The sequence below is a fragment of the Streptomyces sp. NPDC051172 genome (assembly GCF_040682555.1).
GTDB lineage: Bacteria > Actinomycetota > Actinomycetes > Streptomycetales > Streptomycetaceae > Streptomyces.
In genome coordinates, this window is the sequence record NZ_JBFBBE010000024.1 from 21,337 (window position 1) to 44,036 (window position 22,700).

At 71.4% G+C, this 22,700-nt stretch carries 26 protein-coding genes; 20 read left to right on the plus strand and 6 right to left on the minus strand.

Going from position 1 to position 22,700, the window contains the following annotated elements; translation table 11 throughout:
* Positions 1–108: 108 nt before the first annotated feature.
* On the minus strand, positions 109–273 hold the full coding sequence (locus AB0N07_RS16975) for a hypothetical protein (protein WP_365835619.1): 165 nt from the start codon (positions 271–273) through the stop codon (positions 109–111).
* A gap of 234 nt (positions 274–507) precedes the next feature.
* On the opposite strand from AB0N07_RS16975, the gene AB0N07_RS16980 reads away from it, so the two are divergent.
* The 4 genes from AB0N07_RS16980 (at position 508) to AB0N07_RS16995 (ending at position 4,507) form a co-directional block, all read left to right on the plus strand.
* Complete coding sequence (locus AB0N07_RS16980; RefSeq protein WP_365835621.1) at positions 508–1,716, plus strand: NYN domain-containing protein; 1,209 nt, start codon at positions 508–510, stop codon at positions 1,714–1,716.
* 158 nt (positions 1,717–1,874) lie between these two features.
* Positions 1,875–2,849, plus strand: coding sequence for an ABC transporter ATP-binding protein (locus AB0N07_RS16985; protein ID WP_365835781.1), 975 nt, complete (start codon positions 1,875–1,877; stop codon positions 2,847–2,849).
* A gap of 106 nt (positions 2,850–2,955) precedes the next feature.
* Entirely contained in the window at positions 2,956–3,777 is an 822-nt protein-coding gene (locus AB0N07_RS16990; protein WP_365835623.1) for an ABC transporter permease, read from the plus strand.
* A 34-nt stretch (positions 3,778–3,811) separates the two neighbouring features.
* Positions 3,812–4,507 carry an AAA family ATPase gene (locus AB0N07_RS16995; protein WP_365835625.1) on the plus strand — a complete coding sequence of 232 codons (696 nt, stop codon included), beginning with the start codon at positions 3,812–3,814 and terminating at the stop codon, positions 4,505–4,507.
* Positions 4,508–4,928: 421 nt separating this feature from the next.
* Here the strand turns inward: AB0N07_RS16995 and ybaK are convergent, their stop codons facing one another.
* The 4 genes from ybaK to AB0N07_RS17015 form a co-directional block, all read right to left on the minus strand.
* Entirely contained in the window at positions 4,929–5,432 is a 504-nt protein-coding gene (gene ybaK / locus AB0N07_RS17000; RefSeq protein WP_365835628.1) for a Cys-tRNA(Pro) deacylase, read from the minus strand.
* Between the two features lie 31 nt (positions 5,433–5,463).
* The gene (locus tag AB0N07_RS17005; RefSeq protein WP_365835630.1) at positions 5,464–6,204 is read right to left on the minus strand and encodes an LON peptidase substrate-binding domain-containing protein; all 741 of its coding nucleotides are present in this window, start codon (positions 6,202–6,204) and stop codon (positions 5,464–5,466) included.
* 11 nt (positions 6,205–6,215) lie between these two features.
* Positions 6,216–7,253, minus strand: coding sequence for a hypothetical protein (locus tag AB0N07_RS17010; protein WP_365835632.1), 1,038 nt, complete (start codon positions 7,251–7,253; stop codon positions 6,216–6,218).
* Between the two features lie 142 nt (positions 7,254–7,395).
* On the minus strand, positions 7,396–8,982 hold the full coding sequence (locus tag AB0N07_RS17015) for an oxidoreductase (protein ID WP_365835634.1): 1,587 nt from the start codon (positions 8,980–8,982) through the stop codon (positions 7,396–7,398).
* A 157-nt stretch (positions 8,983–9,139) separates the two neighbouring features.
* Here AB0N07_RS17015 and hisD point away from each other — a divergent pair, with 157 nt between their 5' ends.
* From hisD to hisF, 8 genes are read left to right on the plus strand one after another with little or no spacing between them, the layout of a single operon-like run.
* The gene (hisD, locus tag AB0N07_RS17020) at positions 9,140–10,465 is read left to right on the plus strand and encodes a histidinol dehydrogenase (protein ID WP_365835636.1); all 1,326 of its coding nucleotides are present in this window, start codon (positions 9,140–9,142) and stop codon (positions 10,463–10,465) included.
* On the plus strand, positions 10,462–11,574 hold the full coding sequence (locus AB0N07_RS17025; RefSeq protein WP_365835638.1) for a histidinol-phosphate transaminase: 1,113 nt from the start codon (positions 10,462–10,464) through the stop codon (positions 11,572–11,574). Before hisD ends, AB0N07_RS17025 begins: the two co-directional genes overlap by 4 nt.
* On the plus strand, positions 11,571–12,173 hold the full coding sequence (gene hisB / locus AB0N07_RS17030; protein ID WP_232648170.1) for an imidazoleglycerol-phosphate dehydratase HisB: 603 nt from the start codon (positions 11,571–11,573) through the stop codon (positions 12,171–12,173). The genes AB0N07_RS17025 and hisB overlap by 4 nt, the downstream gene beginning before the upstream one ends.
* Before the next feature lie 4 nt (positions 12,174–12,177).
* The gene (locus tag AB0N07_RS17035; RefSeq protein ID WP_365835641.1) at positions 12,178–12,342 is read left to right on the plus strand and encodes a hypothetical protein; all 165 of its coding nucleotides are present in this window, start codon (positions 12,178–12,180) and stop codon (positions 12,340–12,342) included.
* Positions 12,339–12,980, plus strand: coding sequence for an imidazole glycerol phosphate synthase subunit HisH (gene hisH, locus AB0N07_RS17040; protein WP_365835643.1), 642 nt, complete (start codon positions 12,339–12,341; stop codon positions 12,978–12,980). Before AB0N07_RS17035 ends, hisH begins: the two co-directional genes overlap by 4 nt.
* Positions 12,981–12,983: 3 nt before the next feature.
* Positions 12,984–13,709, plus strand: a complete 726-nt coding sequence (gene priA, locus AB0N07_RS17045) for a bifunctional 1-(5-phosphoribosyl)-5-((5-phosphoribosylamino)methylideneamino)imidazole-4-carboxamide isomerase/phosphoribosylanthranilate isomerase PriA (RefSeq protein ID WP_365835645.1) — start codon at positions 12,984–12,986, stop codon at positions 13,707–13,709.
* Entirely contained in the window at positions 13,706–14,125 is a 420-nt protein-coding gene (locus tag AB0N07_RS17050; protein ID WP_365835647.1) for a RidA family protein, read from the plus strand. Before priA ends, AB0N07_RS17050 begins: the two co-directional genes overlap by 4 nt.
* Positions 14,122–14,877 (plus strand): imidazole glycerol phosphate synthase subunit HisF, encoded by a 756-nt coding sequence (gene hisF / locus AB0N07_RS17055; protein WP_365835649.1) that lies wholly within the window; start codon positions 14,122–14,124, stop codon positions 14,875–14,877. The genes AB0N07_RS17050 and hisF overlap by 4 nt, the downstream gene beginning before the upstream one ends.
* Positions 14,878–14,925: 48 nt before the next feature.
* Here hisF and AB0N07_RS17060 read toward each other — a convergent pair whose 3' ends face one another.
* Positions 14,926–15,561 (minus strand): TIGR03085 family metal-binding protein, encoded by a 636-nt coding sequence (locus tag AB0N07_RS17060; protein ID WP_365835651.1) that lies wholly within the window; start codon positions 15,559–15,561, stop codon positions 14,926–14,928.
* A 140-nt stretch (positions 15,562–15,701) separates the two neighbouring features.
* Between AB0N07_RS17060 and hisI the strand changes: the two genes are divergently transcribed.
* From hisI to trpA, 8 genes are all read left to right on the plus strand, one after another.
* On the plus strand, positions 15,702–16,097 hold the full coding sequence (gene hisI / locus AB0N07_RS17065) for a phosphoribosyl-AMP cyclohydrolase (protein WP_365835653.1): 396 nt from the start codon (positions 15,702–15,704) through the stop codon (positions 16,095–16,097).
* Positions 16,098–16,108: 11 nt separating this feature from the next.
* Entirely contained in the window at positions 16,109–17,587 is a 1,479-nt protein-coding gene (locus AB0N07_RS17070) for an anthranilate synthase component I (protein WP_365835655.1), read from the plus strand.
* 73 nt (positions 17,588–17,660) lie between these two features.
* Positions 17,661–18,302 carry a TIGR02234 family membrane protein gene (locus AB0N07_RS17075; RefSeq protein WP_365835656.1) on the plus strand — a complete coding sequence of 214 codons (642 nt, stop codon included), beginning with the start codon at positions 17,661–17,663 and terminating at the stop codon, positions 18,300–18,302.
* Positions 18,303–18,424: 122 nt separating this feature from the next.
* Entirely contained in the window at positions 18,425–18,682 is a 258-nt protein-coding gene (locus tag AB0N07_RS17080) for an HGxxPAAW family protein (protein WP_365835657.1), read from the plus strand.
* Between the two features lie 79 nt (positions 18,683–18,761).
* The gene (locus tag AB0N07_RS17085; RefSeq protein ID WP_365835658.1) at positions 18,762–19,208 is read left to right on the plus strand and encodes a DUF2752 domain-containing protein; all 447 of its coding nucleotides are present in this window, start codon (positions 18,762–18,764) and stop codon (positions 19,206–19,208) included.
* 156 nt (positions 19,209–19,364) lie between these two features.
* A complete protein-coding gene (trpC, locus tag AB0N07_RS17090; protein ID WP_365835659.1) occupies positions 19,365–20,174 on the plus strand; it encodes an indole-3-glycerol phosphate synthase TrpC in 810 nt (269 codons plus the stop codon).
* A gap of 323 nt (positions 20,175–20,497) precedes the next feature.
* The gene (gene trpB, locus AB0N07_RS17095) at positions 20,498–21,781 is read left to right on the plus strand and encodes a tryptophan synthase subunit beta (protein ID WP_365835661.1); all 1,284 of its coding nucleotides are present in this window, start codon (positions 20,498–20,500) and stop codon (positions 21,779–21,781) included.
* Entirely contained in the window at positions 21,778–22,596 is an 819-nt protein-coding gene (gene trpA / locus AB0N07_RS17100) for a tryptophan synthase subunit alpha (protein ID WP_365835663.1), read from the plus strand. Before trpB ends, trpA begins: the two co-directional genes overlap by 4 nt.
* Positions 22,597–22,700 lie beyond the last annotated feature (104 nt).

A 22,700-nucleotide genomic window follows, 5' to 3' on the forward strand; every position in this document is an offset into this window, starting at 1 on the left:
GGGCGGGCCACGGCCCCTGGGCGGGGGGGGCCTCCGGTGTCGCGGCCGGCGCCCCTCTGTGTGCCTGGGTCTCAACAACCCAATGTGCAGATGTCAGTTGTGAGCGCGTCAGTTGTGACCGAAGCGTTTCTGCCTGCCCTTGCGTGCCATGTCGCCGGGGGTCACCTGGCTGAGGTGCTGCTCGGCGTGCGACTCCATCGTGGACTGCTGGTTCGCCTGCTGACCGCGCTCGGTCTGCGGCTGCTTTCGCTCACGGTTCTTGTTCTTGGCCATGGTTCTGCCTCCTGTGGGGGATCTAGGGGCCAGGGCCGCGACCAGATTCACATAGGCTGACAATGAGCGCATTTCGGATAATTACCGTCTGTGACAGGGCATCTCGGAGCGCGAGGACGCGGGACGCGAGCCGAAACGCCACGCCGAAGATCGAGTTCGGGCCGTTAACCCCCGCGCAGTCGGGCAGACTCGAAGGAAGCCCGAAGCAAACCTCCCGGAAAGAGGGTGGATCGCGTGGACCGCTGCATCGTCCTGGTGGACGCCGGGTATCTGCTGGGGGCCGCCGCCAGTCTCCTTGCCGGGGAGCCCTCGCGCTCCCGCATCACCGTCGATCACGCCGCCCTCATCCAGGCCCTTCGCGAACGCGCCGAGTCCGACACGGAACGGCCGCTGCTGCGCATCTACTGGTTCGACGGCGCCCCCGACCGCGTCCCGCAGCCCGAACACCGCAGGCTGCGCGTGATGCCCCGGGTCACCGTCCGGCTCGGCGCCCTGACCCGCAGCGACGGACGCTGGGCCCAGAAGGGCGTCGACGCCGCCATGCACGCCGAGCTCACCGAGCTGGCCCGCAACCGCGCCTGCTCCGACATCGTCCTCGTCACCGGCGACGGCGATCTGCTGCCGGGCATGATGGCCGCCAAGGAGCACGGCGTCGCCGTACACCTGTGGGCCGTGCAGGCCGCCGACGGGGACTACAACCAGTCCGAGGACCTGGTCGCCGAGGCCGACGAGCGGCGCGTCCTCGACCGTACGTGGATCACCAAGGCCGTACGGGCCAAGGAACTCGGCGGGATCTGCGCGCCGCCGCCCGTGCCGCGGCCCGAGATCGCCGCGATCCTCTCCGCGCCGCTGCCGGAGTCCGCGCTCTCCGCGGCCGAGCGGAGCGCCGAGGACGAGCACACGCCCGCGGCGGGCCGTTCCGAGAACGGCACGCAGGAGCGGGTGCCCGCACCCAAGGGCGTGCCCACCCCGAAGGACCTGGCCGCGCTGCGTGCCCCCGGGGTGCAGCCCGACCGGCATCCCGCGAACGCGACCCTGCGCTGGTCCTCCGACAAGGGCTGGGTGGACCGGCCCCCCGCGGAGGCCCCCGAGGCCGCCTCGATGCCGACGCTCGCCCAGCTGACCACCGCGGAGCAGCGGTGGGCCGACCGCGAGGAGGACATCACCACGGTCGGCGGCGACCCCTACGAGGTCGGGCAGGTGTTCGCGCGGCGGTGGATGGAGCGCCTCGGCGACCAGAGCCATCTGCAGAAGCTGTCCGGGATGTACCCGCGCGTCCCGCACCGCATCGACGGGGAGCTGCTGCGCTACGCCGCCCGGTTCGGGCTGCTCGCCCACAAGGACGACCAGATCGACGAGCACGACCGCTATGCGATCCGGGCCGGGTTCTGGCGGGAGATCGACGTGCGGACCGCGGCGGAGCACGCTCCCGCGGGTGAGTAGTTCCTCACCGGTGTGCTGACCAGGTTCTTCACCGGGCTCTTTACTGGCGGTTGTGCCGCTTTGGACCAACCCGAGAGCGGACGGGGCCTGCGGACCCCGTACCCTCGTCCTTTGTGAGTACGCGCGCGGCACAGGCACTTCGACACGGTGGGGACGTCGTGTGCGCGGTGCGCGGACTGACCAAGACCTATCCGCCCGTGCGGGGGCGCCGGGGCGCGCCGGGAACGCCCGCGGTGCGGGCCACCGACGATGTGCACCTCGACATCCGGCGCGGCGAGATCTTCGGTCTCCTCGGGCCGAACGGTGCAGGCAAGTCCACCCTCGTACGGCAGCTGACCGGGCTGATGCGGCCCGATGCCGGGCGGGTCGAGATCCTCGGGCACGACATCGTGCGCCACCCCGAGCGGGCCGCGCGGATCCTCGCCTACCTGGGGCAGGAGTCCAGCGCCCTCGACGAACTGACCGTGTCCCTCGCCGCCGAGACGACCGGGCGGCTGCGCGGCCTGGAGGCCCGTCAAGCGCGGGCCGAGCGGGACGCCGTACTGGAGGAACTGGGGCTCACACCCCTTGCCGGGCGGCCGCTGAAGAAGCTGTCCGGCGGACAGCGGCGGCTGGCGTGTCTGGCCGCCGCGCTGGTCGGGGAGCGGCCGCTGCTGGTGCTCGACGAGCCGACCACGGGGATGGACCCGGTGGCCCGGCGGGCCGTGTGGGCGGCCGTGGACCGGCGGCGGGCCGAGCGCGGGACGACGGTTCTGCTGGTCACCCACAACGTCATCGAGGCCGAGACGGTCCTCGACCGGGTCGCCGTACTCGACCAGGGACGGGTGATCGCCTGCGACACCCCCGCCGGGCTCAAGGAGCAGGTCGCGGGGGAGGTCCGGGTCGAGCTGGTGTGGCGCGAGAGTGCGCCGCTGCACGTGCCCGAGGTCGCCGCGCTTCGTGAGCGGGCCGCCGAGGCCGGGCGCCGCTGGACGATCAGGCTCGCCCCCGAGGAGGCCCGCGCGGTCGTCGCCACCGTCACCGGTGGCAGTGCGTTCGCCGCGCTCGACGACTTCACGCTGGCCACGCCCAGCCTGGAGGACGTGTATCTGGCGCTGGGCGGCGCCGCGCAGCAGGGGCTGGTGAAGGCATGAGCGTTGTCGCCGGTGTGAGTGCACGGGCCGCCGCGGCCGTATGGTCCCTACGAGCGATCGGCCCAGTGGGCTCAGTGGGCCCGAGTGAGAAGGGGAGCAGCGCGTCGTGAGTGTCGTACCCGCCGGGGTCCTGCCGGGCGGTGCCCTGGCCGTGGAGGAGGACGGCCGCGGCGCGGCCGAGCTCGGGCCGCGGGCGCGGATGTGGCCGGCCCTCGTCGCCGTCTACCGGGCGCAGCTGTCGCGCGCGCGGGTGGCCCGGATCCCGCTGCTGTTCGTGGCGACCTTCCAGTCGATCGGGATCATGATCCTGATGCGGGGAGTCGTGGACGGCGGCGGCGAGGCCGAGTCGGTGGTCGCCGGGGCGTCGGTGCTCGTGGTGGCGTTCGTCGCGCTGAATCTGCTCGCGCAGTACTTCGGGCAGCTGCGGGCGAGCGGCGGGCTCGACCATTACGCGACGCTGCCCGTGCCGCCTGCGTCCGTGGTGCTGGGGGCGGCCGGGGCGTATGCGTCCTTCACCGTGCCGGGGACCGTGGTCACGGCGGTGTTCGGGTGCGTGCTGTTCGGGCTGCCGCTGGCGCATCTGTGGGTGCTCGTCGCGGTGATTCCGCTGGCGGGAGCTGCGCTGGCCGGACTGGGCGCGGCGCTCGGGCTGCTGGCTCCGCGGCCGGAACTGGCCACTCTGCTCGGCCAGTTGGGCATGTCCGCGGCGCTGCTGCTCGGGGTGCTGCCGGCCGACCGGATGCCCGAGGTCGTGCGGTTGGCGCGGGATCTGCTGCCGTCGACGTACGGCGTCGAGGCCTTCGCGCGGACCTTCGGGGCGCATCCCGACTGGGCCTTCGTGGCCGGGGACCTCGCCGTGTGCGCCGGGGTGGGCGTGGCCTCGCTGGCCGTCGCCACGTGGGCGTACCGTCGGGCGGCCGTCCGGTGAAGCGCCGCACAGGCGGGCCTGGCACGATGGCAGGGTGACCGCACCGTTGACTCCGCCTCCGCCGCCGCATGAACAGTCCTCGCAGAATGCGTGGCAGCCCCCGGCTGCCGGGTACGTGGCCCCTGTGGCGCATGACGCCGCGTGGGACGGCACGTACGGACAGGACGGGCCCGGGATGAAGACCGAAGTGCGGGAGGCCGCCGTGATCACGGCGGCGGTGACGGTCGCGGGCGCGCTGCTCGGGGTGCTGTGGTGGTGGCTGGCGCCGCATGTGCCGCTCGTCGGTGACGTGGTCGACAAGAGCTGGGTCGTCTATCTCTCGGACAGCGAGGGGGAGCAGGCGATCGGGGTGGACGGAACGTTCACGCTGCTTGCGGTGGCCTTTGGTGCGGTGAGTGCGCTCGGGGTCTTTTTCTGGCGGCGGCGTGGTGGTGTGCCGTTGGCGGTGGCGCTGGGGGTCGGGGGGCTGCTCGCGTCGTTGCTGGCCTGGAAGCTCGGGGTGTGGCTGGGACCGTCGCAGGATGTGATCGCCCATGCGAAGGCTGTGGGCAAGGGGGTTGTGTTTTCTGCGCCGCTGAAGCTGGGGGCGAAGGGGGCGTTGCTGGCGTGGTCGTTGGCTGCGCTGGTGGTGCATCTTGGGTTGACGGCGTTGTTCGGGCCTCGGGATCCGGAGCACTATCAGGAACACGGGGGTGTTCCCAAGGATCCTTATGGGGCACCGATGGCGTAGGGGTGGCGCCCTTGGGCCGCGGGTTTTTCGCCCCCGCCGCCCCTACCCGTCCCGTCCCTGGGAGCTGCGCCCCCAGACCCCCGCTTTTCGGCCTGAACGGCCTCGCCCTCAAACGCTGGGCGGGCTGAAAAGATCAAGCCCCCGCCGGCGCTTGAGGACGTGAGGCTCTTTTGCGCCGGGTGGGCTGCGAGGAGTGTCGCCCCCCGGGGGTGGGTGGGGGTCCGGGATGGCCGGGCCTCGCCCTCAAACGCCGGGCGGGCTGAAGAGATCAAGTCCCGGCCGACGTTTGAGGGCGTGAGGCTCTCCTACGACGGGCGGTGGCCGTGGTTGGAGCGGCCCTTCTTGGTGCGCCACTTGCGTTTGCGGGTTTTCTTCGACATGTCCCTCGTACTTAACCGAGGGACGGGCGGTCGTCGAGGGGTCACGCACGGCCGATGGGGGCCACCACCGCTTCCGTCAGCTTGGTCAGGTCCTCGGGAGAGAGTTCGACCTCCAGGCCGCGGCGGCCCGCCGAGATGCAGATCGTGGCGTGGGCGGAGGCCGAGGCGTCCAGGACCGTGGGGAGTTTCCTGCGCTGGCCCAGGGGGGAGATGCCGCCGCGGACGTAGCCCGTGGTGCGTTCGGCGAGGGCGGGGTCCGCCATGGCGGCTCGTTTGCCGCCGACCGCCGAGGCCAGGGCCTTGAGGTCCAGCTGGCCCGCCACCGGGACCACGGCCACCGTCAGGGTGCCGTCCACGTCCGCGACCAGGGTCTTGAAGACGCGGTCCGGGGACACGCCCATCGCCTCCGCGGCCTCCTCGCCGTAGGACGGGTGGGACGGGTCGTGGTCGTAGGCGTGGATCGTGTACGGCACCCCGGCGGACGTCAGGGCTACCGTCGCGGGGGTGCCGCCCTGCTGCTGGTTCTTCTTCGGCTTCTTTGCCATTCCGGCCTTCGCAGTGACTGATGCGGTGACTTCAGTTGAGGCTTGTGCGGCCGCGCGTCAGCTCCGACGCCGGCAGTGACGGCAGGTTACGGATGATCGCCGTCTCGGAGCGAAGGAGTTTCAGCTCGTCGCGCAGCCGGGACGCGGTGTCCGGGGCCTGCAGCAGGCGCTGCTTGGTGGGGGTGTCCAGCATCATCGCAGCCGCCACCAGGTAGGAGACCACGGACGGTTCGTCCGGGAGGTCGGCGCCGGTCGTGAGGGATCGTTCGCGCGCACCCGCCAGGCGTTTCTGGTACTGGCGGAATGCCCGCAGCACGCCCTCGGCCAGAGCGCCCGCCTCGTCGCCCGGCTCCTCCGGCAGCTCCTCCAGGTCCGCCGTCAGGAAGGGACCCGACGTGTCGACGGACACCAGGCGCGCTCGGGTCGTGCCCGTCGCCAGGACCTCGAAGGTGCCGTCCTCGCGTTCGCGGATCGTCGCCGCGTCCGCGACGCAGCCCGTCGCGTGGAACGACTTCGCCGGGTCGGGGCCGAAGCCCGCGGCGGGCCCGAGTTCGGGCAGGGCCGTGGGGTCCGGCATGCCGGGCGCGCTCGGCGCCACCTCGTGGCCGTCGCGGATCGCCACGACGGCGAACCGGCGCGGTTCGTCCTCGGGTGTCTTGAGCAGGTCGCGCATCATGGCGCGATAGCGCTCCTCGAAGACGTTCAGGGGCAGTACCAGCCCCGGGAACAGCACCGAGTTCAGGGGGAAGAGCGGGAGACGGACGGTGGTCACGACGCAAGAGCCTAGTGGTCGGCGGAGCGGGCGCGTCCGGCACGCCCGTTCCGTGGATGCCGGGGCGAGGGCATGAGGCCCGTCGTACGGGCGAGGATCTCGCCGCGCACCTTGAGGAAGAGCGCCAGCGGGTCGTCCGACAACCGGCCCCACGGGAAGGACGTGGCGTACGGGCCGATCCGGTGCAGCTCGGTGAGCGCCTCCTCCCAGCGGTCGAGGCGTACGAGGACGTACATCAGCTTGTTGCGGATCTCGGACGGCCACGGGTCGGCCGCCGGGAAGCGGGCGGAGAACGCGATCGCCCGGTCGGCCGCCGCGTCCAGCCGTGCACGCGGCACCTCGGCGCCGACACCGTCCGTCAGACAGGCGAAGGCCGCCCGTGAGGGCAGCGCCTGGATGAGGGAGCCCGCCGGGGCGTCCTGCGCCGCCAGGTCGGCGAAGTCGAAGCACTCGCGGTGGGAGCCCTGCCAGGACGCGGCCAGATAGCGCAGGGCCGCCACATGGCAGCCGTAGTGGTGCGGGGCGCGGCGCAGTGCCGCCTCCCACAGCTCGCCGAAGTACTTGGGGCCCGCGCCGGTGCCGCGCGCATGGTCCAGCGCGAGCCGCCAGGGCACCGGATCGTGGTCGTCGCCGCGGGCGGCAGCCGTGATCAGGGGGCTCACCTCGCGCAGCAGTTCCGCGCGTGCCGGGGAGCGCCAGGCGTCGTCCACCGCGAGCTGGGCCTTGATCAACAGCACGTCCGGATCGTGCGGGGTGGCGGCGGACCACGCCTGCAGCCATTCCGGGCGGGCGTGCGCGAAGGCCGCGAGGCGTCTCGCGTACCGGTCGCGGGTCTCCCAGTCGCTGCGCGTGCGCGTGTCGGCGAGCAGCGCGGAGGCGGGGCCGCGCTCGCCGCCCGCAGCCGCGACCAACGCGGATCCGAGGCGGTCGTCGGGCACGTCGAGCAGCACCTCGTCGTCGGCGGGGAGTCCGGCGGCGGGGCGCGCAGCGGCCTGGGGGGTCCGGGCCGCGCGGCTGAACGGATGCAGCAGAGCCATGGTGTCGACCATTGAAAGGCCGCTGGTCAACCCTGCGCCAGGGCCCACGGACAAGTCGTGGAAAGTTGTACGCGGATCGGTCAAGTACAGGTAAAGGGTGACTGTTCGGCAAGTGTTGGGTTGTTGTGTGCGGAACTCGGGTGTTCCCAGGACCTCAGTTCCGTCTCAGCAGCCGCGTCGCCCCCGCCGCCACCGTCGTCGCCAGGATCCAGCCGAGCAGGATCATCGCCGCCGACAGCCACTGCCAGCCGCCGCTCAGCTGCCAGACGCCGACCTGGCCCAGGTCGATGACCGGGAGCAGCAGGTCCAGCGCGAACAGGGCAGGGTTCCACGGCGGGTGGGCCCCGGGCTGCAGTGGCGGATGGCTCGCGTGCGCGAAGGCCAGTGAGCCCGCCGCCCACAGCACCGCCATCCAGACGGCGGCCCGGCCCGGCCGGTACCCGTAGGCCACCGTCCAGTCCTGCGCGTACCCCCACAGCTTGGCGGCGATCGGCAGGCTCTCGCGGCGTCGGCGCTGCTTGGCGAGGAGCACCTCGCGCGCGTCCTCGTCCTCGCCGCCGGCCCGCAGCACGGAGGCGAGTCGCTCGTACGGCTCCGGGTTGTACTCGGCGGTCGCGGCGGTCACCCACTCCAGCCGCTCGGTCAGCGGGAAGGGGCCCTGCGGCACCAGGTTCTCGTACTGGAAGCCGCCCATGTGCAGGTTGCCCGGCCCGGGCCAGGCGGTCGACCGGTCGACCAGGTTGACCACCCGCGCGCCCGACAGGACGACCTTGCCGCGCTGCGGGCGTTCCCCGAGGAAGCGCAGCTCGGGCGTCTGCACCCGGCGCAGCGACAGCTCCTGGTCGTCGGTGAAGGTGAACCGGGCCCGCTCCAGGTCGACCGCGTCCTCGAACCGCCCGTCGTCCAGGCGCACTCCGCCCTGGCACTCGAAGCGCTGGATCCGCGTCCCGCGCGCGGGCGTCGCACCGCTCAGCATCGAGGCGCCGACGCCCGCGGGCGTCAGGTACAGCGTGCGTCCGACGCTCAGCTGGGGCGCGTTCAGCGCGAGCCTGCCGTACGGGTTGGCCAGCCGGGCGCCGCGCAGGCTCAGCGACACACCGATCTTCGCGCTGCGCAGACTCAGCTCGCCGTGCGACTCAAGCAGCTCGGCCTGCAGGTCCTGGCCGACCATCATGCCGTCGCCGGCGATCGAACGGCCGCTGCGGTCGCGGTGGACGATCGCCTGGTTGAGCATCAGATCCGTACCGATGTGCGCGTCGGTCAGCCGGATGCCGCTGAGGAAGCGGCAGCGCGGGAGGTGCAGATCGCCCTCCGTGTGCACACGCGCGGCCTCCAGACGGGGCACCGAGCAGTCCACCATCCGTATGGTCGTGAAGTGGGCCTCCGGCAGCAGCACGTCCCGCTCGAAGCGGCAGCCGCGCATCTCGACGTACGGCACCACCACACCGCCCGCGAGGTCCAGAGAGCCGCTGATCTGCACCCCGCGCAGCTTCAGCGAGGACACCCGGCCCGCGAGCGCGGGCGGGCCGTCCAGGAGCAGCCAGCACACGATCCGCGCCCGCACGGTCCGCTCGGGCCCCCACGGGTGCCCGCCGTGCGGATCGTCGACGATGGTGTCCCCGCTGCTCAGGTCGTACACACTGCCGTTGCGGAAGGCCTGCCACATGCCGGCCTCGGCGGCGGTCAGATCGTCCGGAAGGTCTCCGGCGTCTCCGGCACGGAAGCCGGCCCCCTCAGTCACAACTCCTCCAGTCCTGTCTTCGCACAACCGTTCATGCCCGCTGGGTAACCCCCGAATCACTGGACGTGAAGGTGATCTTCCGGGTTCCGCCGTGGTTCTGTATCAGCCATTGATACGCGCGGACGACGCCGAACCCCGGTCTGAGAGAATTGAGCCCGTGATCTCCCGAATCGATCTGCGCGGCGACGCCCTCCCCGAGGGCCCCGCCCTGCGTGACCTGCTGCCCCGAGCCGACTTCGACGTTCAGGCCGCCCTGGAGAAGGTGCGTCCGATCTGCGAAGCCGTGCATCATCGGGGCGACGCGGCGCTGATCGACTTCGCCGAGAAGTTCGACGGGGTCAGGCTGGAGCAGGTCCGGGTGCCCGCCGACGCGCTCACGCGCGCGTTGGAAGAGCTCGACCCGGCGGTCCGCGCGGCCCTGGAGGAGTCCATCCGGCGTGCCCGCCTCGTCCACCGCGAGCAGCGCCGCACGACCCACACGACCCAGGTCGTGCCGGGCGGCTCCGTGACCGAGAAGTGGGTGCCGGTCGAGCGCGTCGGGCTGTACGCGCCGGGCGGCCGCTCGGTCTACCCGTCCTCCGTGGTGATGAACGTCGTCCCGGCGCAGGAGGCCGGCGTCGAGTCCATCGCCCTCGCCTCCCCGGCGCAGGCCGCGTTCGGGGGCCTTCCGCACCCGACGATCCTCGCCGCCTGCGCGCTGCTCGGCGTCGACGAGGTGTACGCGGCCGGTGGCGCGACCGCCGTCGCGATGTTCGCGCACGGCACCGAGTCCTGCGCGCCCGCCAACATGGTCACAGGGCCCGGCAACATCTGGGTCGCCGCCGCCAAGCGCTACTTCACCGGCAAGATCGGCATCGACGCCGAGGCCGGCCCCACCGAGATCGCGGTCCTCGCCGACGACACGGCCGACCCGGTGCACGTCGCCTCCGACCTGATCAGCCAGGCCGAGCACGACCCGCTGGCCGCCGCCGTCCTGGTCACCGACTCCGTGGCGCTCGCCGACGCGGTCGAGAAGGAGCTGGAGCCGCAGGTCGCGGCCACCAAGCACATCGAGGACCGGATCGTGCCCGCTTTGAAGGGCCGGCAGTCCGCGATCGTCCTCGTCGACGGTATCGACGAGGGCCTCAGGGTCGTCGACGCGTACGGCGCCGAGCACCTGGAGATCCAGACGGCGGATGCGGCTGCCGTGGCCGACCGGGTGAAGAACGCCGGCGCGATCTTCATCGGCCCCTGGGCGCCGGTCTCCCTCGGCGACTACGCGGCCGGCTCCAACCACGTGCTCCCGACCGGCGGTTGCGCCTGCCACTCCTCGGGCCTGTCGGTCCAGTCCTTCCTGCGCGGCATCCACATCGTCGACTACACGAAGGACGCGCTGGCCGAGGTCGCGCACCACGTGGTCACGCTGGCGGAGGCGGAGGACCTGCCCGCGCACGGCGCGGCGATCAAGGCAAGGTTCGGTTGGAAGGTGCCCGAGAGCAAGTGAACGACGTGAGGATCGACGATCTCCCCGTACGGGACGAGCTGCGCGGCAAGTCCCCTTATGGCGCGCCCCAGTTGGACGTCCCCGTACGGCTGAACACCAACGAGAACCCGTACCCGCTGCCCGAGCCGCTGGTCGAGCGCATCGCGGAGCGTGTCCGCGAGGCCGCCCGTGACCTCAACCGCTACCCGGACCGCGATGCCGTCGAGCTGCGCACCCAGCTCGCCAAGTACCTGACGGACACCTCCGGCCACGAGGTCGGGCTCGCGAACGTCTGGGCCGCCAACGGCTCCAACGAGGTCATCCAGCAGCTGCTGCAGACCTTCGGCGGACCGGGCCGTACCGCGATCGGCTTCGAGCCGTCGTACTCGATGCACGCGCTCATCTCGCGTGGCACGGGCACCGGCTGGATCTCGGGTCCGCGGAACGCGGACTTCACGATCGACCTGCCGGCCGCCGAGCGGTGGATCGCCGAGAACAAGCCGGACGTCGTCTTCATCACCACCCCCAACAACCCCACGGGCAACGCGGTTCCGCGTGAGACGGTCCTCGCGCTGTACGAGGCCGCGCAGGCCGCGAAGCCGTCCGTGGTCATCGTGGACGAGGCGTACATCGAGTTCAGCCACGGCGACTCGCTGCTGCCGCTGATCGAAGGCCGGCCGAATCTCGTCGTCTCCCGGACGATGTCGAAGGCCTTCGGCGCGGCCGGCCTGCGCCTCGGCTATCTCGCCGCGCACCCGGCCGTCGTCGACGCCGTCCAGCTGGTACGGCTGCCGTACCACCTCTCGGCGATCACCCAGGCGACCGCGCTGGCCGCCCTGGAGCACACCGACACGCTGCTGAAGTACGTCGAGCAGCTGAAGTCGGAGCGGGACCGGCTGGTGAGCGAGCTGCGCGCGCTCGGCTTCGACGTCGTCGAGTCCGACGCGAACTTCGTGCAGTTCGGACGGTTCGAGGACTCCCACACCGCGTGGCAGAAGATCCTCGACCGGGGTGTGCTGGTACGGGACAACGGCATCCCGGGGTGGCTGCGGGTGTCCGCCGGAACCCCGCAGGAGAACGACGCGTTCCTGGACGCGGTACGTGAACTGAAGAAGGAGCACAGCGCATGACTCGCGAAGGTCGCGTGGGAAGAGTCGAGCGGGTCACCAAGGAGACGTCGGTGCTCGTCGAGATAGACCTCGACGGCAGCGGCAAGGTCGATGTGTCGACAGGGGTCGGCTTCTACGACCACATGCTCGACCAGCTCGGCCGGCACGGTCTGTTCGACCTCACCGTGAAGACCGAGGGCGATCTGCACATCGACTCGCACCACACCATCGAGGACACCGCCCTCGCGCTCGGCGCCGCGTTCAAGCAGGCGCTCGGCGACAAGGTGGGGATCTACCGGTTCGGCAACTGCACGGTGCCCCTGGACGAGTCGCTCGCCCAGGTGACCGTCGACCTGTCCGGCCGCCCGTACCTCGTGCACACCGAGCCCGAGAACATGGCTCCGATGATCGGCGAGTACGACACCACGATGACCCGGCACATCCTGGAGTCCTTCGTCGCCCAGGCCCAGATCGCACTGCACGTGCATGTGCCGTACGGGCGCAATGCGCATCACATCGTGGAGTGCCAGTTCAAGGCGCTCGCGCGGGCCCTGCGCTACGCCTCTGAGCGCGACCCGCGCGCGGCCGGCATCCTGCCCTCCACGAAGGGCGCGCTGTAAAGCCATGAACGGACTGTCGACCGTCCTGATCGTCGTCGGCCTCTTCCTGGTCGGCGGCATCATCTCCTTCGTCAAGCAGCAGATGCCGAAGAGCCTGATCGTGCTGCTCTCCGTCAGCGCCGCGATGTGTCTGGTCGCGGGTGTCCTGAGGCTGGAGATGTGGAATTGAGCAACTCCAAGAAGGTCGTGGTCTTCGACTACGGCTTCGGGAACGTCCGCTCCGCCGAGCGTGCCCTCGCGCGCACCGGAGCGGACGTCGAGATCACGCGTGACTTCGACAGGGCCATGAACGCCGACGGCCTGCTGGTACCGGGCGTCGGCGCCTTCGCCGCCTGTATGCAGGGCCTGAAGGAGGCGCGCGGCGACTGGATCGTCGACCGCCGGCTGTCCGGTGGGCGCCCCGTGATGGGCATCTGCGTCGGCATGCAGGTCCTGTTCGCGCGCGGCATCGAGCACGGCGTGGAGACCGAGGGCCTCGACGAGTGGCCCGGCTCGGTCGAGCCGCTGCAGGCCGAGATCGTGCCGCACATGGGCTGGAACACCGTCGAGGCGCCCGCCGACTCCCAGCTGTTCGCCGGCCTGGATGCCGACGCGCGCTTCTACTTCGTGCACTCCTACGCCGTACACGACTGGTCGCTGGAGACGCACAACCCGACGATGCTCGCCCCGAAGGTGACCTGGTCGACGCACGGCAAGCCCTTCGTGGCGGCCGTCGAGAACGGCGCCCTGTGGGCCACCCAGTTCCACCCCGAGAAGTCCGGCGACGCCGGAGCGCAGCTGCTCACCAACTGGATCGGAACCCTGTAGACCATGGCCAAGCTCGAACTCCTCCCCGCCGTCGACGTCCGCGACGGCCAGGCCGTCCGCCTCGTGCACGGCGAGTCCGGCACGGAGACCTCGTACGGCTCCCCCCTGGAGGCCGCCCTCGCCTGGCAGCGGTCGGGCGCCGAGTGGCTGCACCTGGTCGACCTGGACGCCGCGTTCGGCACCGGCGACAACCGTGAGCTGATCGCCGAGGTCGCGGGGGCGATGGACATCAAGGTGGAGCTGTCCGGAGGCATCCGCGACGACGCCTCGCTGGCCGCCGCCCTGGCCACCGGCTGCACCAGGGTGAACCTCGGCACGGCCGCCCTGGAGACCCCTCAGTGGGTCGCGAAGGTCATCGCCGAGCACGGCGACAAGATCGCGGTGGGCCTGGACGTACGCGGCACGACCCTGCGCGGCCGGGGCTGGACCCGCGACGGCGGCGACCTCTACGACACGCTGGAGCGCCTCGACAAGGAGGGCTGCGCGCGGTACGTCGTCACCGACATCGCCAAGGACGGCACCCTGCAGGGCCCCAACCTGGAGCTGCTGAAGAACGTCTGCGCGGCGACCGACCGCCCGGTCGTGGCGTCCGGCGGCGTGTCGTCCCTGGACGACCTCCGCGCCATCGCCGAACTGGTACCCCTCGGTGTCGAGGGCTCCATCGTCGGGAAGGCCCTGTACGCGAAGGCATTCACCCTGGAAGAGGCCTTGGAGGCTGTGTCGTCATGAGCGATGCCGTACGGCGTGTGCAGAGCGGAAGTCCCTGGGAAGAGTCCTTCGGTTTCGCACGTGCCGTGGCGGCGGGCGACCGTGTGCTGGTGGCGGGCACGACGTCCTTCAAGGGCAGCGTGCTGTACGGGGAGGGCGACCCCTACGAGCAGGCCAAGGTGGCCTTCACCAGCGCGATCGAGGCGATCGGTGAGCTCGGGCTCGGCGTCGACTCCGTCATCCTTACACGGATGTACCTGACCCATGCGCGGGACGTGGACGCCGTGGGCCGGGCCCACAAGGAACTGTTCGACACGGTGCGCCCGGTCTCGACCCTCCTGGTCGTGGAGGGCTTCGTCGACCCGCGCATCCTGGTCGAAGTGGAACTGGAAGCCTTCCGGGGCCAGAGTCAATACAGAGGAGCCGTGGATTCATGACCCTGGCGGTCCGAGTCATCCCCTGCCTGGACGTGGACAACGGCCGGGTCGTCAAGGGCGTCAACTTCCAGAACCTGCGCGACGCGGGCGACCCCGTCGAGATGGCCAAGGTGTACGACGCCGAGGGCGCCGACGAGCTGACGTTCCTGGACATCACCGCTTCGTCGGGCGACCGCGAGACGACGTACGACGTGGTCCGCCGTACGGCCGAGCAGGTGTTCATCCCGCTCACGGTCGGCGGTGGTGTCCGCACGGCCGAGGACGTGGACAAGCTGCTGCGGGCCGGCGCCGACAAGGTGGGCGTCAACACGGCCGCGATCGCCCGCCCCGACCTGATCCGTGAGATCGCGGAGCGCTTCGGCCGCCAGGTCCTGGTCCTGTCCGTGGACGCGCGCCGCACTGCCGAGGGCACCTTCGAGGTCACCACCCACGGCGGCCGTCGCGGCACCGGCATCGACGCCGTCGAGTGGGCGCACCGGGCCGCCGAGCTGGGCGCGGGCGAGATCCTGCTCAACTCCATGGACGCGGACGGCACGAAGGACGGCTACGACCTGGAGATGATCGCCGCGGTACGCAAGCACGTCACGGTCCCGGTGATCGCCTCGGGCGGCGCGGGCAAGCTGACCGACTTCCCGCCGGCCATCGGTGCGGGCGCGGACGCGGTGCTGGCGGCGTCCGTCTTCCACTTCGGCGACCTGCGGATCGGCCAGGTGAAGCAGGCGCTGCGGGAGGCGGGGCACCCCGTCCGCTGAGCATCACCGGACCGGCGCCCCGGGCGCCGGTCCGGTCCGCCGGCTGCCTCAGATGCCCAGCTGCTTCGCCTCGTGCAGCTTTGCGACCGCGTCCTTGTCGCCGTCCACTTCCACCTTGGCGGCGCTCTGCCTGCCGTAGGAGAACAGCAGCAGCTCCGACGGCTCGCCGGTCACCGTCACCACGGGCGTCCCGCGGTGGGCGACCGCTGTCTGGCCGTCCGGACGGCGCAGCACCAGGCCCGTCGGTGCGCTGCGGCCCATCAGGCGGGCCGAGCGCTCGAGGCGGGACCACAGGGTGTCCTGGAAAACCTGGTCCAGCTCGCGCGGCACCCAGTCCGGCTGCGCACGGCGGACGTCCTCCGTGTGGACGTAGAACTCGACCGTGTTCGACAACTCGTCGACCTGCTTGAGCTGGAACGGCGAGAAGCGCGGCGGACCGGTGCGGATGAGCTGGATCAGCTCCTCGTACGGCTTGGCGGTGAACTCCGCCATCACCCGCTCCAGGCGCGGCGCGAGCTGCTTGATCAGGATGCCGCCGGCGGCATCGGGTCGGCGTTCGCGCACCACCACGTGCGCGGCGAGGTCACGGGTCCGCCAGCCCTCGCAGAGGGTCGGGGCGTCCGGGCCCTCGGCCTCCAACAGGTCGGCCAGGAGAAGTCGTTCACGCTTGGCGAAAGTCGACATGCCAGCCAGCCTACGTCCGGCTCAACGGTCCGCCCACCCGTCGCCCGACCACCACCCCTCACCGAGGCGCTGCGCACCGCCATTTCCAATCAGTGGACACCGCACCGTCACTGTCAGTGGCGGGAGGCACAATGGCACCCATGACCAGCACGCCGCCCCCCAGCAGCCTCGACCCGGAGATCGCCGCGCGGCTCAAGCGCAGCGCCGACGGGCTCGTCCCCGCCATCGCCCAGCAGTACGACACCGGTGAGGTGCTCATGCTCGGCTGGATGGACGACGAGGCGCTGCACCGCACCCTCACCACCGGCCGCTGCACGTACTGGTCGCGCAGCCGCCAGGAGTACTGGGTGAAGGGCGACACTTCCGGCCACTTCCAGTGGGTCAAGTCGGTCGCCCTCGACTGCGACGCGGACACCGTGCTGGTCAAGGTCGACCAGGTCGGCGCCGCCTGCCACACCGGCGCCCGCACCTGCTTCGACGCCGACGTGCTCCTCAAGGACGGCGCCGGTTCCGGCGCACCGTCCACGGATCAGTAAGGTCTGCCGGCATGGACCTCGAGACCTTCCGCAAGCTGGCCACCGACCGGCGCGTCATCCCGGTCACGCGCAAGCTCCTCGCCGACGGCGACACCCCGGTCGCGCTCTACCGCAAGCTCGCCGCCGAGCGCCCCGGCACCTTCCTGCTGGAGTCCGCGGAGAACGGGCGCTCCTGGTCCCGTTACTCCTTCGTCGGCGTGCGGTCGGCAGCGACCCTGACGGCTCGTGACGGGCAGGCCCACTGGCTCGGCGCCCCGCCCGTCGGCGTCCCCGTCGACGGCGACCCCCTCGTCGCCCTGCGCGCCACCATCGAGGCCCTGCACACCCCGCACCAGGAGGGCCTGCCGCCCTTCACCGGCGGCATGGTCGGCTATCTCGGCTACGACATCGTGCGCCGCCTGGAGAAGATCGGCCCGGGGGAGCGGGACGACCTCCGGCTGCCCGAGCTCACCATGCTGCTCACCAGCGATCTCGCCGTCATGGACCACTGGGAGGGCTCGGTCCTGCTGATCGCCAACGCGATCAACCACAACGACCTCGACACGGGCGTCGACGAGGCCCACGCGGACGCGGTGGCGCGCCTCGACGCCATGGAGGCCGACCTCTCGCGCGCGGTAGCCCAGCCGCCCGCCGTGCTACCGCCCTCCGAGCTCCCCGAGTACACGGCCCTGTGGGGCGGCCCCGACTTCCAGGAGGCGGTCGAGGACATCAAGGAGCGCATCCGGGCCGGGGAGGCCTTCCAGGTCGTCCCCTCGCAGCGCTTCGAAACGCCGTGCACGGCAAGCGCGTTGGACGTCTACCGGGTGCTGCGGGCGACCAACCCCTCGCCGTACATGTACCTCTTCCGCTTCGACGGCTTCGACGTCGTCGGCTCGTCCCCCGAGGCACTGGTCAAGGTCGAGGACGGGCATGCGATGGTCCACCCCATCGCCGGGACGCGACACCGCGGGGCCACCCCGCAGGAGGACCAGGCCCTCGCCGACGAACTGCTCGCCGACCCCAAGGAGCGCGCCGAGCACCTCATGCTCGTCGACCTCGGCCGCAACGACCTCGGACGGGTCTGCGAGCCCGGCTCGGTCGAGGTCGTCGACTTCATGTCCGTCGAGCGGTACTCGCACGTGATGCACATCGTCTCCACGGTCACCGGCAAGGTCGCCGAGAGCCGCACCGCCTTCGACGTCCTGACCGCCTGCTTCCCGGCGGGCACCCTCTCCGGCGCCCCCAAGCCTCGGGCGATGCAGATCATCGACGAACTCGAGCCGTCCCGGCGCGGGTTGTACGGCGGCTGTGTCGGCTACCTCGACTTCGCGGGGGACTCCGACACCGCCATCGCCATCCGCACCGCCCTGCTGCGGGACGGCACTGCGTACGTCCAGGCGGGCGCCGGCATCGTCGCCGACTCCGACCCGCTCGCCGAGGACCAGGAGTGCCGCAACAAGGCCGCGGCCGTGCTCCGGGCGGTCCACACGGCCAACAGGCTGGGCCGGTAGGACCCTTCCGGCGACAAGTGGGGTGCTTCTCACGTGAACCCCGGGTGACGCTTCGCCCGGGGTTCGGGCGATAGTGGAGTACGTGACTGCTGTTCCTCACCCCCGTTCCGAAGCCGACGGACCCGCGCGGTCCGGTCGCCGGAGTCTCGCCGTTGCCCTGCTGTGCGGTGCGCTCGGCGCGGCCGTGGCGTTGCTGGCCACCCGTCAGCGTTGGTCGGAGGGGACCGCGACGGTGGCCGGCGGCGCCTTCCCCCTGACCGCCAAGGGCAGCGACGTCACGGGCGTACCCGCGGCGCTCGCCATAGTGGGCCTCGCCGCGCTCGTCGCCGTCTTCGCCGTCCGCCGGGCGGGCCGACTGCTGGTCTCGGTCCTGCTCGCGCTCTCCGGCGCCGGCACCGTCGCCGCGGCCCTGCTGGGCGCCTCCGACAGCTCCGCGCTCGACGAGAAGGCCGCGCAGGCCGCCGGCGACACCTCGGCCACCGTGGCCGGCCTCTCCCACACCGCCTGGCCGTACGTCGCGGCCGTGGGCGGCCTCCTGCTTCTCGTCGCGGGCCTGCTCGCCCTGCGCTACGGCCGGAACTGGCCCGCGATGTCCGGCCGCTACGAGCGCGAAGGCGCCCCCAAGGCCCGCCGCAGGGCCCCGTCCGTGGACCCCGACCGCCCCGAGGACATCTGGAAGGCACTCGACCGCGGCGAGGACCCCACCGGGGCATAGCCCGCCCTCTCCCGGGTCGCCACGCGCAGGCACCCACCCCCGAGCAGCGCACGCGTGCGCGTGCGGGACAATGTCCGTTGAGCGTCCGGCTCAGACACGTAAACATCAGCGAGGAGCAAGTCATGGCGGGCAGCAGCCACGGTCACACCCCGGCCGCCTGGACCGGTGTCACGATCGCCTTCATCGGTTTCTGCGTCTCGGGTGCCTTCATGGTGATGGCTCAGCCCGTGGGCTTCTGGGCCGGCCTGGCGATCGTGGTCGTCGGCGGCATCGTCGGCTGGATCATGAGCGCGATGGGCATGGGCCAGCCGAAGGACGCGCACCAGACGTTCCAGGACGCGCTCGAGCAGAGCCAGGCGGCCGTCGGCACCAAGAGCTGACTCACACACGACTGCCGCTGAGGGGCGATCCGACACCGGATCGCCCCTCACGCGTGCGTGGCGCCCGCCCGGGGGGACAATGCAAGGCGTGAACGCCGACAGCCGACCCGCGACACCGCCCGCCACCGAATCCACGGCGGCGCGGCTCGCCGTTCCCGCCGGCGTGCTGGCGGCCGTCGCCGGTGCCTTCGCGTACGTGGGGACGGTCGACCCGTACCGGCCCGGCCACTACCCGGTCTGCCCCCTCTACCGGCTCACCGGCCTGTACTGCCCCGGCTGCGGCGGCCTGCGCAGCGCGCACTCCTTCATCCACGGGGACCTCCTCGCGGCGCTCCAGGCAAACGCCCTCGCCGTCGTCGGCTATCTGGGCTTCGCCGTGCTGTGGACCGTATGGGTGGTGCGCGCGGTGCGCGGACGGCCGTTCCGTCTCGAACTCGGGAGCCGGCAGCTGTGGGTGCTGGGGACGTTGTCGCTGGTCTTCACGGTTGTCCGGAACCTGCCGTTCGGTGGCTGGCTACATCCTTGATCAATGGACGAACGTCCAGGTACTGGGACCGGCGTCAACCGGATGTGAGGCCTACCCCTCCCTCCGGATACCATCGCAGTGACCATCTGTTTTTCCCCAGGGGTCAACTTGGCTCAACAGCTTGAACAGTCAACCGTCTGGAAGGGGGCCGCTCGCGTGAGTGTGCTCGACGAGATCATCGACGGAGTCCGTGCCGACCTCGCGGAGCGGCAGGCGCGCGTCAGCCTCGACGAGCTCAAGGAGCGCGCGGCGAAGGCTTCCGCGGCCAAGGACGGCCTGGCCGCCCTGCGTGGCGACGGTGTGAAGGTCATCTGTGAGGTCAAGCGCTCCAGCCCCTCCAAGGGCGCCCTGGCCGCGATCGCCGACCCGGCGGGCCTCGCCGCGGACTACGAGGCGGGTGGCGCCGCCGTCATCTCCGTCCTGACCGAGCAGCGCCGCTTCGGCGGCTCGCTGGCCGACCTGGAGGCGGTCCGCGCCCGCGTGGACATCCCGGTCCTGCGCAAGGACTTCATCGTCACCTCGTACCAGCTGTGGGAGGCCCGCGCATACGGCGCCGACCTCGCCCTGCTGATCGTCGCGGCCCTCGACCAGCCCGCCCTCGAATCCCTCATCGAGCGTGCCGTCTCCATCGGCCTCACCCCGCTCGTCGAGGTCCACGACGAGGACGAGGTCGAGCGCGCGGTGGACGCGGGCGCCAAGATCATCGGCATCAACGCCCGCAACCTCAAGACCCTCGAGGTCGACCGCGGCACCTTCGAGCGCGTCGCCCCCGAGATCCCCGACGGCATCGTCAAGATCGCCGAGTCCGGCGTCCGCGGCCCCCACGACCTCATCGCCTACGCCAACGCGGGCGCCGACGCGGTCCTGGTCGGCGAGTCCCTGGTCACCGGCAAGGACCCGAAGTCCGCGGTGTCCGACCTGGTGGCGGCGGGCGAGCATCCGGCACTGCGGCACGGGCGCAGTTGATCTTTCGGTAGGCTGGCCCCGATGACTCTCACTGTGACAACCATGGACCGGCACGCCCGCCTCGCGCGCGGCTGCCGCCCTCGTGGTTGCCGCGCCCCGGCACGCAGGGTGCACGGCCGGAGAGTCAGGTACGTCATCGGAGACGAACCCGGGCAGGTAAACGGGCGGCGATGGCAGCGCGCCCCTCAGGGGCGCGGGGCTCTGTTTGATTTGCGGCTACCGCCGCGCAGGCGCGACCAGCCGCAAAAGGCCTGAGGTCGTACGGCAGGCCCCGCCCCCCACGGCGATCCGTTTTTTCACAGAACTCACCGTGAGGTACACGCATGCCCAGCGACTTCTTCATCCCCGACCCGGAGGGTCAAGTCCCCACCCCCGAAGGCTACTTCGGCGCATTCGGCGGCAAGTTCATCCCGGAGGCCCTCGTCGCCGCCGTGGACGAGGTGGCCGTCGAGTACGACAAGGCCAAGCACGACCCCGAGTTCGCCCGCGAACTCGACGACCTGCTGGTCCACTACACCGGCCGCCCCAGCTCCCTCACCGAGGTCCCCCGCTTCGCCGAACACGCCGGCGGCGCCCGGGTGTTCCTCAAGCGCGAGGACCTCAACCACACCGGCTCGCACAAGATCAACAACGTGCTGGGTCAGGCCCTGCTGACCAAGCGCATGGGCAAGACCCGCGTCATCGCCGAGACCGGCGCCGGCCAGCACGGCGTCGCCACCGCGACGGCCTGCGCGCTGTTCGGTCTCGAGTGCACGATCTACATGGGCGAGATCGACACCAAGCGCCAGGCCCTGAACGTGGCCCGGATGCGCATGCTCGGTGCCGAGGTCGTCGCGGTGAAGTCGGGCAGCCGTACGCTCAAGGACGCCATCAACGAGGCCTTCCGCGACTGGGTCGCCAACGTCGACCACACCCACTACCTGTTCGGTACGGTCGCCGGCCCGCACCCCTTCCCGGCCATGGTCCGCGACTTCCACCGCGTGATCGGCGTCGAGGCCCGCCGCCAGCTCCTCGAGCAGGCCGGACGCCTGCCCGACGCGGCCGTCGCCTGCGTCGGTGGCGGCTCCAACGCCATCGGCCTCTTCCACGCCTTCATTCCGGACGCGTCCGTACGCCTCATCGGCTGCGAGCCGGCCGGCCACGGCGTGGAGACCGGCGAGCACGCGGCGACGCTGACCGCGGGCGAGCCCGGCATCCTGCACGGCTCCCGCTCCTACGTCCTGCAGGACGAGGAGGGCCAGATCACCGAGCCGTACTCGATCTCGGCCGGTCTGGACTACCCGGGCATCGGCCCCGAGCACTCCTACCTCAAGGACAGCGGCCGCGGCGAGTACCGTGCGGTCACCGACGACGCTGCGATGCAGGCCCTGCGGCTGCTGTCGCGCACCGAAGGGATCATCCCGGCCATCGAGAGCGCACACGCGCTGGCCGGCGCCCTGGAGGTCGGCAAGGAGCTGGGCAAGGACGGCCTGATCGTCGTCAACCTGTCCGGCCGCGGCGACAAGGACATGGACACGGCCGCCCGGTACTTCGGCCTGTACGACACCGACGCCGAGGTCGCCGCCAATGCGGCCGACACCGCCGAGATCGAGGGGGACGCGAAGTGAGCGGGAACATTCAGCTGCTGTCCGACACCCTCGCCGCCGCGAAGGCGGAGGGACGCGCCGCACTCATCGCCTACCTCCCGGCCGGGTTCCCGACCGTGGACGGCGGCATCGAGGCGATCAAGGCCGTCTTCGACGGCGGTGCGGATGTCGTCGAGGTCGGGCTGCCGCACAGCGACCCCGTCCTCGACGGCCCCGTCATCCAGACCGCGGACGACATCGCCCTGCGCGGCGGAGTCAAGATCGCCGACGTCATGCGTACGGTCCGTGAGGCGCACACGGCCACCGGGAAGCCGGTGCTCGTGATGACGTACTGGAACCCGATCGACCGCTACGGCGTCGAGCGATTCACCGCCGAGCTCGCCGAGGCCGGCGGCGCGGGCTGCATCCTGCCCGACCTGCCGGTGCAGGAGTCGGCCCTGTGGCGGGAGCACGCCGAGAAGCACGGGCTCGCCACGGTCTTCGTGGTCGCGCCCAGCAGCAAGGACGCGCGGCTCGCGCAGATCACCGCGGCGGGCAGCGGGTTCGTGTACGCCGCCTCGCTGATGGGCGTCACCGGCACCCGTGAGTCGGTGGGCGCGCAGGCCCAGGACCTGGTGGAGCGCACCCGTGCCACCGGCTCCGACCTGCCCGTCTGTGTCGGGCTCGGGGTCTCCGACGCGGAGCAGGCCGCCGAGGTGGCCGGCTTCGCCGACGGCGTGATCGTCGGCTCGGCCTTCGTCAAGCGGATGCTGGACGCACCGGACGACGCTGCCGGAGTCGAGGCCGTGCGCTCACTCGCCGGCGAGCTTGCCAAGGGCGTGCGCCGGCAGGCGTGACCGAGCAGGTCGTCTCACGTGGGCCGCTCGTCTCGCGGGGGGTCCTCCGAACGAGTGGATCTGGGGCCGGGGAGGCGCATTGCGCCTCCCCGGCTTCGTTCTGG